Consider the following 12,872-nt stretch of genomic DNA (forward strand, 5'->3'; position numbering starts at 1 on the left):
ACATGACGCCCGAAGAGAAGCGAGCACGCCTGGCGCAGCTCCTGAAGGACAAGTCGCGCCCTGCCTCGAAGCAGGCGCCCCTGTCCTTCGCGCAGGAGCGGATGTGGTTCCTGGACAAGTGGAGCCCCGGCAGCGCGGCCTTCCACATGCCCACCGCGGTGCGCCTGAGCGGCACCGTGGACACGGACGCGCTGCGCCGCGCCCTGGCCCTGCTGGTGGAGCGGCACGACACGCTGCGCACCACCTTCCAGGAGCGCGAAGGCGGCGGCGCGCAGGTCATCGCGTCCACGGGCGAGGTGCCGTTGGAGGTGATGGACCTCCAGGGGCTGCCGGTGACCGAGCGCGAGGCTGAGGCCCAGCGGCGCGTGGTCACGCTCGCGCAGCAGCCGTTCAGCCTGGAGCAGGGGCCGCTGCTGCGCGCGGTGCTGATGCTCCTGGGCAACGGAGAGCAGGTGCTGCTGGTGGATCAGCACCACATCGTCTCCGACGGTTGGTCCATGGGCGTGCTCGTGCACGAACTGGCCGTGCTGTACCGCGCGTGCCTGGAGGGCCAGCCCTCGCCGCTCAAGCCCCTGCCCCTGCAGTACGCGGACTGGGCGGCGTGGCAGAAGGAGTGGCTCCAGGGCGCGGAGCTGGAGCGCCAGCTCACCTACTGGAAGAACCGCCTCAACCCCAACGCGCTGCTGGAGCTGCCCCAGGACAAGCCGCGTCCGGCGCTGATGAGCTCCAAGGGCGAGCGGCAGGTGATGCACCTGTCCCCTGCCCTCACCCAGGCGCTCAAGGCGTTGGGCCAGCGCGAGGGACGCACGCTCTTCGTCACGCTGCTGTCCGCCTTCAACGTGCTCCTGTCCCGCTACACCGGCCAGGACGACATCGTGGTGGGCACGCCCATCGCGGGCCGTCCGCGCGCGGAGGTGGAGGGGCTCATCGGCCTGTTCGTGAACATGCTGGCGCTGCGCTCGGACCTGTCCGGCAAGCCCACGTTCAAGGAGCTGCTGAACCGAGTGCACGAGTCCACGCTGGACGCGTACGCGCACCAGGACATCCCTTTCGAGCGGCTGGTGGACGCGCTCAAGCCGGAGCGGCACCTCAGCCACTCGCCCATCTTCCAGGTGATGTTCGTCCTGCAGAACGCGCCCATGCCGACCCTGGAGGCCCCGGGTCTGGTGATGGAGGCGAAGCCGGTGGACACCGGCACGACGAAGTACGACCTGTCCCTGCTGCTGGTGGACCTGCCGCAGGGCCTGCGCGTCATCGCCGAGTACAGCACCGACCTGTTCGAGCGCTCCACCGCGGAGCGCCTGCTGGGCCACTACCTGACGCTGCTCGAAGGCATCGTCGCGCAGCCGGACCTGCCCATCTCCCGCCTGCCGCTGCTGCCTTCCGCCGAGCGGCAGCGCGTGCTGAAGGACTGGAACGACACCGCCGTCACGCACCCGAAGGACGCGACGCTGACGTCGCTCATCGAGGCGCAGGTGGCGCGCACGCCAGACGCCGTCGCCCTGGAGTTCGAGGGCAGCCGCCTCACCTACCGGGAGCTGGACGCCCGCGCGAACCAGTTGGCGCACGCGCTGCGCAAGCACGGCGTGGGACCGGAAGTCCGCGTGGGCCTGTGCGTGGAGCGCTCGCTGGAGATGGTGGTGGGCCTGCTGGGCACGCTGAAGGCGGGCGGCGCCTACGTCCCTCTGGATCCGGGCTACCCGCAGGAGCGCTTGGGCTGGATGCTGGACGACGCGCGTCCGCCGGTGCTCCTGGTGCAGGAGCGGCTCCTGGCGCGGCTGCCGGCGTCGGATGCGAAGGTGGTGAAGCTGGACACGGGCTGGGAGGAGATTGCCCGCGAGCCCACCACCGCGCCCGCGCCCACTGCCACGCCGGACTCGCTGGCGTACATCATCTTCACGTCTGGCAGCACGGGCCGACCCAAGGGCGCGATGAACGCGCACGGCCCGGTGGTGAACCGCCTGCTGTGGATGCAGTCCGCCTACCGGCTCACGCCTCAGGACGTGGTGCTCCAGAAGACGCCGTTCAGCTTCGACGTGTCCGTCTGGGAGTTCTTCTGGCCGCTGATGACGGGCGCGAAGCTGGTGGTCGCGAAGCCCGGCGGGCACCAGGACCCGGGCTACCTCAAGTCGCTGATTGCCTCCGCGTCCGTCACCACGCTGCACTTCGTGCCGTCCATGCTCCAGGCCTTCCTGGACGAGCCGGGCGTGGCCGAGTGCACGTCGCTGAAGCGCGTGGTGTGCAGCGGTGAAGCGCTGCCACTGGAGCTGAAGGAACTGTGCCTGCGCACGCTGCCCGGCGCGGGGCTCCACAACCTCTACGGCCCCACCGAGGCCGCGGTGGACGTGACGTTCCACGCGTGCCAGGCGAACGACGGCCGCCGCTCCGTGCCCATTGGCCGGCCGGTGGACAACACGCGGATTTGCATCCTGGACGCGGAGTTCCAGCCGGTGCCCCAGGGCGCGGCGGGCGAGCTGTACATCGGCGGCGTGCAGGTGGGGCGCGGCTATCTGGCGCGGCCCTCGCTGACGGCAGAGCGCTTCATCCCGGATCCGTACGCGACGGTGCCGGGCGCGCGCATGTACCGCACGGGCGACGTGGCGCGGTGGCTGCCGGACGGAGAAATCGAATACCTGGGCCGCGCGGACTTCCAGGTGAAGATCCGCGGCCTGCGCATCGAGCTGGGCGAGATTGAGTCCTCGCTGGAGAAGCACCCCACGGTGCGCCAGGCGGTGGTCCTCGCGCGCGAAGACCGGCCGGGACAGAAGCGGCTGGTGGCCTACGTCACCGGCAAGGACGCGAAGCCGGAGGGCGCGGCGCTGCGCACCTACCTGCTGGAGCGGCTGCCCGAGTACATGGTCCCGTCCAACATCGTGGTGCTGGAGCGCATGCCGCTCAGCCCCAACGGCAAGGCGGACCGCAAGGCGCTGCCCGCGCCGGAGTCCGGTGGCGCGGATCCTTCACGGCCCTTCGTGGCGCCGGGGACGGCCATCGAGCAGCAAATCGCCCAGGCGTGGAAGGACCTGCTCCACGTGGAGCAGGTGGGCCTGGACGACCCCTTCTTCGAGCTGGGTGGCAACTCGCTGCTCGCCCTCCAGCTCCACCGCCGGCTGACGGCGGAGCTGGGCGTGACGCTGGCGCTCACGGACCTCTTCCAGTACCCCACCGTGCGGGCACTGGCGGCGCGGCTGTCGCGTCGGGAGGACACGCCCTCGGAGGACGCGGCGCAGGCGGGCCGCTCCCGTGCCGAGGCGCGACGCACGGTCAACCGCCGCGCGGGGGCCTCGCGCGGTCGGGTGGAAACGGATGGAGACGCGGATGAGTGATGCAGTGGATGGTGGCGAGGAGCGCATCGCGATCGTCGGCCTGTCGGGCCGCTTCCCGGGTGCGCGGACGCTGGAGGGCTTCTGGGAGATGCTCCGCCGTGGTGGCGACGCGCGTCGCGTGCCCACGGACGCGGAGCTGGACGACGCGGGCGTTCCCCAGGCCCTGCGCGCCCATCCGCAGTGGGTGCGCTCCAGCTACGTGCTGGAGGGCGCGACGGACTTCGACGCGGGCCTCTTCGGCTACAGTCCGCGCGAGGCGGAGCTGATGGACCCCCAGCAGCGCATCTTCATGGAGTGCGCGTGGGAGTCGCTGGACAACGCCGGCTACGACCCGGGGCGCTTCAAGGGCGCGGTGGCCGTCTACGCGAGCGTGAGCCTGAGCTCGTACCTGCTGCGCGCGCTGATGCGGCAGCCGGACCTGATGGACGCGGCCGGTTCGTTCGGCGTGATGCTGGCCAACGACAAGGACTACGTGGCCACGCGCGTGTCCCACCGGCTGGGCCTGCGCGGCCCCTCCGCGACGGTGCAGACGGCGTGCTCCAGCTCGCTGGTGGCGCTCCACCTGGCGTGCCAGAGCCTGCTGTCCGGCGAGAGCGACATGGCGCTCGCGGGCGGCTCGTCCGTGTCCTTCCCGCAGACGGCGGGCTACCTCTACCAGGAGGGGATGATCTTCTCGCCGGACGGCTATTGCCGCGCGTTCGACTCGAAGGCCAACGGCACCGTGCGCGGCGCGGGCGCGGCGGTGGTCGTACTCAAGCGTCTGTCGGACGCGCTGAAGGACGGCGACACCATCCACGGCGTGCTGCTGGGCACGGCGGTGAACAACGACGGCGCGGGCAAGGTGGGCTTCACCGCGCCCAGCGTGGAGGGCCAGGCCGCGGTCATCGCGGAGGCGCTCGCCATCTCCGGCGTCACGCCGGACGACATCCAGTACGTGGAGGCCCACGCGACAGGCACCCCGCTCGGCGACCCGATTGAAGTGGCCGCGCTCAACCAGGCCTTCGGCGGCAAGGAGACGGGCCAGAAGCGCGTGGCGCTGGGCTCGCTCAAGGCGGCCATCGGTCACCTGGACGCGGCGGCCGGCATCGCGGGCGTGGTGAAGACGGTGCTCGCCATGGAGCACGGCGAGATTCCCGCGAGCCCCCACTTCCAACAGGCCAACCCCGTCATCGACTTCGACGCGGGCCCCTTCTTCGTGCCCTCGCAGCCCCGGCCGTGGACGTCCCCGAACGGGCCGCGCCGCGCGGGCGTGAGCGCCTTCGGCATCGGCGGCACCAACACGCACGTCATCCTGGAGGAGGCCCCGAAGAGCGCCGCCCCCGCGCCGTCGCGCCGCGCGTGGCATGTGCTGCCCCTGTCCGCCCGCACGCCCGCGGCGCTGGACGCGGCGACGGAGCGGCTGGCCGCGCACCTGGACGCGAACCCGAACGTGTCCCTGGCGGACGTGGCCTACACGCTCCAGGTGGGACGCCACGCGCACGAGCACCGCCGCGCGGTGGTGGTGAAGGACGTCGCGGACGCGAAGGCGGCGCTGCGGGACGCTCGGCGGCTGTTGGGCGGCTCCGGCACCAACACGCGCCGGCCGGTGGTGTTCCTCTTCTCCGGCCAGGGTTCGCAGTACGTGGACATGGGCCGGGGCCTCTACGAGCAGGAGCCCGTCTTCCGCACGGAGGTGGACGCCTGCGCGGAGAAGCTCAAGCCGCACCTGGGCCTGGACCTGCGCACCGTGCTCTATCCGCCCGCGGACGGGCGCGAGAAGGCGACGGAGCAGCTCAAGCAGACGTCGCTTACGCAGCCCTCGCTGTTCGTCATCGAGTACGCGCTCGCGAAGCTGTGGGCGTCGTGGGGCGTGACGCCGCAGGCGATGGTGGGCCACAGCATCGGTGAGTACGTGGCCGCGTGCTTGTCCGGCGTGTTCAGCCTGGATGACGCGCTGGCGCTGGTGGCCACGCGCGGCCGGCTGATGCAGTCGCTGCCCTCGGGCTCCATGTTGTCCGTGCGGATGACGCCGGAGGCGCTGGCGCCGCTGATGGACGCGCGCATCTCCGTGGCCGCCGTGAACGCGCCGGGCTTCACCGTCGTGGCGGGCCCCACCGACGCGGTGGACGCGCTCCAGGCGAAGCTGGAGGCGCAGAAGGTGGAGGTGTCGCGGCTGCACACGTCGCACGCGTTCCACTCCCACATGATGGACCCCATCGTGGAGGAGTTCCGCCAGGCGGTGGCGAAGGTCTCGCGCAAGGAGCCGAAGGACCTGTACCTGTCCAACGTCACCGGCACATGGGTGACGCGCGAGGACGCGGTGAGCCCGGCGTACTGGGCCCGTCACCTGCGCGACGCCGTGCGCTTCCAGGACTCGGCGACGTTGCTGTTGAACGACCCCGAGCACGTCTTCCTGGAGGTCGGTCCCGGCAACGCGCTGGCCACGCTGGTGCGCCGCAACGCCCCCGAAGGCACCTTCCCGGCCATCCTCTCGACGCTGCCCGCGCCGCGCGACGCCCAGCAGGACGCGCTCACGCACGCCGCGGACGCGTTCGCGAAGCTGTGGCTCGCGGGCGCGAAGTCGACCGCCGGCCGCATCTACAAGGGCGAGGCCCGCCGCCGCATCCCCCTGCCCGCCTACCCCTTCCAGCGCGAGCGCTACGACCTGCTCAAGGGTCCGCCGCCCGCACTGCCCCGCGCCGCCGCCGCGCGGACCGTGACGACGCAGGGCATGGAGCTGACCGTGCCCGCGTGGCCGCGCACGCGCGCGTCACCGCAGGTGCCGTCGCTCACGGGCCAGCGTTGGCTGGTGCTGGAGGCGGACACGCCGGTGGCCGCGCGCGTGTCGGAGCGGCTGCGCCAGGCAGGCGCGGACGTGGTGTCGCTCGTCGCGGGACAGGGCGCGTCGGATCCGGTGACGAAGCGCTTCGCCGTGGACCCGTCGTCCCCGGACGCGCTGGGCGAGCACCTGGAGCGTCTGCGCGGTGAGGACTGGACGCCCGCGCATATCGCCTACCTGTGGCCGCTGGTGAAGGAGCCGCGCGACCTGGAGTCTGGGCTCGCGACGTCGTTCCACGGGCTGCTCGCGCTGGCGAAGGCCGTGGGCCCGGGCGCGGCGAAGACGCCCGTGTCGCTGGACGTGGTGACCACCGGCGCCCAGGACGTCACGGGCGAAGAGCCGCTGCTGCCCTGGCAGGCGGCCGCAGTCGGTGCCAGCCGCGTGCTGCCGCAGGAGTACCCCGGACTCACCGTGCGCGCCGTCGACGTCACCTGGCCCGCGCCGGGCGAATCCGCGTCGGGCCCGTGGCTGGAGCGGATGGTGACGGAACTCGCCACCGGCAAGGACCCCGTGGTCGCGCTGCGCGGTCCGTACCGCCACGTCGAGGCGTTCGAGACCATCGACGTCCCGGCCCCCACGGAACAGGCCGGCCTCAAGGACGGCGGGGTCTACGTCATCGTCGGTGGCCTGGGCCGCGTGGGCCTTGCGCTCGCGGAGCAGCTCACGCAGGCGGTGAAGCCGAAGCTCGTGCTGCTGTCGCGCCGCACGCTCCCCGCCCCCGGCGAATGGGACGCGTGGCGCGCGGGCCATGACGCCCAGGACGCGACGTCCAAGGCCATTGACCGCATGCGCGCGCTGGAACGCTCGGGCGCACAGGTCCTTGCGCTGCGCGCGGACGCGGGCGTCCCCGGTCAGCTCGACAAGGCGCTCCAGGTCGCGGAGACGAAGTTCGGCCGCATCGACGGCGTCTTCTACGCGGCCGGCGACGGCGGCATGGCCACCCGCATCTCCGTGGCCGAGGCCACGCCGGAGGCCACCACCCCGCTGCTGTCCGGCCGCTTCGGAGGCCTCACGCAGTTGGCGGAGGCCCTGTCGTCACGGCAGCCGGACTTCGTCGTCGTGCAGTCCTCGCTCACCGTGGTGCTGGGCGGCATGGCGGTCAGCGCGGTGGCGGCGGCACACGCCGGCATGGACGCGGTGGCGGCACGGCAGGCCCGGCTGGGCGGCACCCGCTGGTACACCGTGGACTGGGACGTGTGGGGTGTGGGTGAGGGCTTCCGTCCCGACGCCGTCATCCCCCCCGCCGAGGGCTTCCGCCTCCTGCGCGCGCTGCTCACCCAGCCCACCGGTGGACGCTTCCTCGCGTCGCTCGGGTCACTGGAGGCTCGGCGTCAGGTGGCTCGCGACGGTGCCTCCGCCTCCCGCGCGGGCGGAAGCGCCAGCGGCAAGCACCCGCGTCCCCCTCTGGCCAACGCCTTCGTCGCTCCGCGCGACGAGACCGAGGAGAAGGTCGCCGCGCTCTGGCAGGACCTGCTGGGCTTGGAGTCGGTGGGCATCACCGACAACTTCTTCGAACTGGGCGGCCACTCGCTGCTGGGCGTGCAGCTGCTGTCGCGCATCCGCGAGGCCTTCCAGGTCGAGCTGTCCATGCGCGCCCTCTTCGAGTCCCCCACCGTGGAGGTGATGACGGTGGCCATCGTGGAGGCGAGCGCCAGTCAGCTCGACCCCGAAGCCCTGGAAGCCATGCTCGCGGAGCTGGAGCAGAGCTGAAATCCCCCTAGCAACGCCGGGCCCGCGCGCACTCCCGTAGTACGGTGCGCGGGCCCTTGACCCTCCTGCCCCCCAGGAGAAAGAGACGTGGAATGAGCCTCGCGCAACGCCTGACCATCACCCAGCCCATGCGGGTCTTCTGGATCACCTGGTTCGGCCAGCTCATCTCGATCCTCGGCTCCGGCCTCACGTCCTTCGGCGTGGGCGCGAAGGTCTTCCTCGACACGCGCTCCACCACGCAGTTCGCGCTGCTGTCCTTCTTCGCGCTCGCCCCCATGGTGGTGCTGTCCCCCATCGCGGGGACGCTCATCGACCGGTGGGACCGCCGCCGCGCCATGCTGCTGGCGGACCTGGGCAACGGCTTCACCACCATGCTCATCTTCGGCATGTTGATGGCCAGCGACCGGGGGATGTTCAAGCTCGAGACCTGGCACTTCTACCTGCCCGTCTCCCTGGGCTCGTGCTTCGGCGCCTTCCGCTGGCCGGCCTTCTTCGCCACCGTGACGCTCATCGTGCCCAAGCAGCACCTGGGCCGCGCCAACGCCATGGCGGAGGTGGCCAGCGGCGCCAGCCAGATCCTCTCCCCCATCATCGCGGGAGCGCTCATCGACAGCGTGGGCCTGGTGGGAGTGCTGACGGTGGACGTCTGCAGCTTCCTCATCGCCGTCACCACCCTGCTGATGGTCCGCTTCCCTCGGCCCGTCGCCTCCGAGGCGGGCCAGCAGGGCAAGGGGTCGCTGCTCACGGAGATGAAGCAGGGCTGGAGCTTCATCAGCGCGCGCAAGGGGCTCTTGTCCCTGATGGCCTTCACCGGCGTGGCCGTGCTGTGCATGGACCTGGTGGTGCTGCTGATCACCCCCCTGGTGCTCGCCTTCACGGACATCTCCACGCTGGGCCGCATCGCGTCCATCGCGGGCGTGGGCGCGCTCCTGGGCGGCATCGGCATGGGCGTGTGGGGCGGCCCCAAGAACCCGCTGTACGGCATCCTCGGCTTCCATGCGTTTTCGGGCGTGGTGCTCTTCATGGCCGCGCCGTCGCCCAGCGTGCCGCTGGTCGCCGCCGCCGCCGCGCTCTATCTGTTCACCATGCCGCCCGTGATGGCGGGCATCCAGTCCATCTGGCAGCGCAAGATTCCCTCGGACCTCCAGGGCCGCGCCGCCGCCGTGAAGCGGATGATCATCCTCTGCGTGTCGCCGTTCGCGAGCCTCATCGCGGGGCCGCTCGCGGATGACATCTTCGAGCCCGCCATGCGCGAAGGGGGCGCGCTCGCCAGCACCATGGGCCGCCTGCTGGGCGTGGGCCCGGGGCGCGGCATCGCCGTCATCTTCATCGTCCTGGGCCTGCTGACGCTCGCGAACGTCACGGTCGGGTGGCTCAACCCGCGCCTGCGCAACCTGGACAAGGAGCTGCCGGACGCGCTCCCGGACACGCCGCCCGCAGCCCCCGACACCGCCGCCCCCACCGCCGGAGCCTCCGCGTCATGAGTGCCATCTCCCAGGTCCTGCGCATGCTGCGCATGTTGCCGTCCGCCATGGCCGTGGCCACCCCGGGCGTGGGCCCCTGGCTCGCCCGCCGCCGCTGGACGCGCGAGGAAGGCACGCTCACCCTGCCCGGCCTGCACGGCAAGGTGGAGGTGCTGCGCGACACGTGGGGCGTGCCTCACATCTTCGCCAGTGACGAGCACGACCTGTTCTTCGCCCAGGGCTACGTGCACGGGCAGGACCGGCTGTGGCAGCTGGAGATGGGCCGCCGGCTGGTGGACGGACGGCTCGGGACCCTGCTGGGCCCCATGGGCGTGGGCGCGGACAAGTTCCTGCTCACCATGGGCCTGCGCGACATGGCCGAAAAGGCCTGGGCGCAGGTGGACCCGGAGGCGCGCGCCATCCTGGAGGCCTACAGCGCGGGCATGAACGCGCGCATCGCCGCGGAGCCGCTGCCCTACGAGTTCACCGTGATGGCCACGGCGCCCGCGCCGTGGACGCCCGTGGACTCGCTCGCGCGCGGCAACATGCTGGCGCTGATGCTGGGCGGCAATCACCGCATCGAGCTCTTCCGCGCGCGGCTGGTGGCGGCGGTGGGTGAGGAGGTGGCCAACGCGCTGTTGCCGCAGAACGCGCCGGAGACGCCGCTCATCGTTCCGAAGGAGGCGCGCCTGCCGGGCCTGAAGAATGTGAAGGCGATGTCCGGCCTGGACAGCGTGGATGATGTGTTGGGCGACCCCAACATCGTCTCCGGCAGCAACAACTGGGTGGTGCACGGCCAGCGCACGAAGAGCGGCCAGCCGCTGCTCGCCAACGACGTGCACATCCCGCTGAGCATGCCGTCCACCTGGTACGAGAACGGCCTGCACGGCGGCCGCTTCCAGCACGTGGGCTTCTCCCTGCCCGGCGTGCCCATGCTCATCGTGGGCCACAACGGGAAGGTGGCCTGGGGCATGTCCAACCTGGGGCCGGACACCCAGGACTTCTACATCGAGAAGTTGGACGACCCGAAGGCGCCCAAGAAGTACCTCTACCAGGACGTCTGGCACGACCTGGAGGTGCGCCGCGAGGAGATCCCCGTCAAGGGCGGCGCCCCCGTGGTGCTGGAGGTGCAGAGCACCCGCCACGGCCCGCTGATGAATGTCGTCATGGCGGAGGACCTGAAGGACAGCGAGCCCCTGTCGCTCAGGTGGGCGCACCGCGAATGCCAGCCGCTCATCAACGCCGTGCTCAAGCTCAACCTGGCGACGGACTGGGAGTCCTTCCGCGCCGCCATGAAGTGCTGGGAGGGACCGGGCCAGAACTTCGTGTACGCGGACACGGCCGGCAACGTCGGCTACCAGGCCACGGGGAAGATTCCCATCCGCCAGGGCCACCAGGGCCTCGTCCCCATGCCGGGCTGGACGGGCGAATCCGAGTGGACGGGCTTCATCCCCTTCGAGGAGCTGCCCGCGTCCTTCAACCCGCCCGCGGGCTACGCGGCCACGGCGAACAACAAGATTACGTCCGACGACTACCCGCACCTCATCGCGCACAACTGGTTCCCCGGCTACCGCGCGAAGCGCATCACCGACCTGCTGGAGGCGGGCACGCAGCACACCGTGGAGTCCATGCGGGACATCCAGGCGCAGACGTACTCGCTGCCCGCGGAGACGCTGCGCCCCTACTTCCTGGCGGCGGCGCTCCCGGCGGACGACCTCCAGCGCCAGGCGGTGGACGCGCTGAAGGCGTGGGACCTGCGCTTCGAGCCGGAGGCCGTGGGCGCCACGGTGTTCCAGGCCTGGTACATCGAAGTGCTGCGCAAGCTGCTCCAGCACAAGCTGGAGCCGTCGCTGGTGAAGGAATACCTGATGGGCCAGTACGAACGGCACGGCAGCCTGCACATGCCCTTCGTCATCGGCCTGATGTCCCAGCCGGACAGCGCCTGGTGGGATGACCCGAAGACGCCGGAGAAGGAGACGCGCGACGACATCCTCCGCGCGGCCCTGGGCGTGGCCATCGCGTGGCTTACGAAGACGTACGGCCCGAAGCCGGAGGCGTGGGCCTGGGGCCAGGTGCACCAGCTGACGTACGCGCACCAGATGCTGGGCGGGCCCGCCATCCCCGGCCCCATCCGGCGCGTCTTCAACAGCCGCCCGGTGCCGGCCCGGGGCGACAACTACTCCGTGGACGGCGCGTCGTTCGTCTGGAGCAACCCCTTCAAGGTGGTCCACGGCACCGCGCTGCGGATGATTGTGGACCTGGGGGACCTGTCCCGCTCCGTGTCCATCCACTCGCCGGGGCAGTCGGAACACCTGTTCCACAAGCACCGCGACGACTTGATGGAGCTCAACCGCAAGGTGGAGTTCCACCCCATGCTCCACACGCGCCAGGCCGTGGAGCAGCACCGCGAGGCCACGCTGACGCTCACGCCCGCGGTGGCCCTGGCCAAATAAAACAACCCGGACTTGAAGGCCGTCACTCCCCCCGGAGCGACAGGCCTTCAGGCCCGGGTTCCATTGCTTTCAGGCTCCAGCGGGAGCCGGCACTCGTATTCGCGTCGAATTCCCCCTCAGAAACTCGACGCTTCCCCCTTCTATGTGCCAGCCCCTGCGGTCCCCCCCATTTCCCGCGCATGCCGCGGTGAGCTAAGAAGTCCCCCGACTCCGTGACTCACCGTGTTGCTGCTGCGCGGGCCCCCCTGCTTCCCGTGCTGCGATGAAGGAACAGTACCGGGACCCCCTGTTTCGATCTGTGAAGCGGCCCACAAGCCCGGTGTGAAGGCGTTCACACCCGCCGGACTTGTCCACCGGACCTGGATGGGAGGCTTCCCTACCTGTATCCAGGGATTCCGGGCAGAATGGACCTCCCCCCATGTCCTACGCGCAGCTGCTGGCCGAAATCCCCATGTTCGAGAGCCTCGGCCGGGAGGACCTGGAGAACATGTCGTCGCTCCTCCAGCCCCGGCGCTTCGCGAGGGGGGAGGTCATCTTCCACCGGGGGGACGTGGGCACCGCGCTGTTCATCATCCGGCGCGGACAGGTGGCCATCCGGCTCTCCTCCAGCGAGGGGCGCGAAATCACCCTGGCGCTGCTGGACCGGGGGGACGCCTTCGGAGAGCTGTCACTGCTGGACGGCGAGATGCGCTCCACCGACGCGATGGCGCGCGAGGAGGCCCACCTCCTGACGCTCCAGCGCGATGACTTCCGGCGCTACCTGGAGACGCGGCCGCAGGTGAGCCTGGCGCTGCTGGCGAACATGAGCCGGCTGGTGCGGCGCACGACGCAGCTCGTGTACGACTCGGCGTTCCTGGACGCGCGAAGCCGGCTGGTGCGGGTGCTGCTGGAGCTGGCGAAGACGCAGGGGAAGCAGGCCCCCGACGGGCTGGTCATCACCCCGAAGCTCACGCAGTCAGAGCTGGCCAACCTGTGCGGCGTCACCCGCGAGAGCGTCAACAAGTGGCTGCGCTACTACGTGCGCGAGGGGATGCTCAGCTTCGAGGGCGGGCAGATCATCCTCCTCCAGCCGGAGCGACTGGGACAGGACGCGGAGTAGCTG

General features: G+C 70.9%; 5 protein-coding genes. All 5 read left to right on the top strand.

Features of this window, described 5'->3' with window-relative positions; all coding sequences use genetic code 11:
- Positions 1-2 precede the first annotated feature (2 nt).
- The 5 genes from D7X99_RS06975 (at position 3) to D7X99_RS06995 (ending at position 12,869) form a co-directional block, all read left to right on the top strand.
- Positions 3-3,326 carry a non-ribosomal peptide synthetase gene (locus D7X99_RS06975; RefSeq protein WP_121777129.1) on the top strand — a complete coding sequence of 1,108 codons (3,324 nt, stop codon included), beginning with the start codon at positions 3-5 and terminating at the stop codon, positions 3,324-3,326.
- On the top strand, positions 3,319-7,854 hold the full coding sequence (locus tag D7X99_RS06980; RefSeq protein ID WP_158626939.1) for a type I polyketide synthase: 4,536 nt from the start codon (positions 3,319-3,321) through the stop codon (positions 7,852-7,854). Before D7X99_RS06975 ends, D7X99_RS06980 begins: the two co-directional genes overlap by 8 nt.
- 92 nt (positions 7,855-7,946) lie before the next feature.
- Complete coding sequence (locus tag D7X99_RS06985; RefSeq protein WP_121777064.1) at positions 7,947-9,338, top strand: MFS transporter; 1,392 nt, start codon at positions 7,947-7,949, stop codon at positions 9,336-9,338.
- Positions 9,335-11,770: a penicillin acylase family protein gene (locus D7X99_RS06990; RefSeq protein ID WP_121777065.1), complete on the top strand. Its 2,436-nt coding sequence runs from the start codon at positions 9,335-9,337 to the stop codon at positions 11,768-11,770. Before D7X99_RS06985 ends, D7X99_RS06990 begins: the two co-directional genes overlap by 4 nt.
- Positions 11,771-12,188: 418 nt before the next feature.
- On the top strand, positions 12,189-12,869 hold the full coding sequence (locus D7X99_RS06995) for a Crp/Fnr family transcriptional regulator (protein WP_120563505.1): 681 nt from the start codon (positions 12,189-12,191) through the stop codon (positions 12,867-12,869).
- Positions 12,870-12,872: the final 3 nt, after the last annotated feature.

It is taken from the genome of Corallococcus sp. AB032C (assembly GCF_003668935.1).
GTDB classification, from domain to species: Bacteria; Myxococcota; Myxococcia; order Myxococcales; family Myxococcaceae; genus Corallococcus; species Corallococcus exiguus.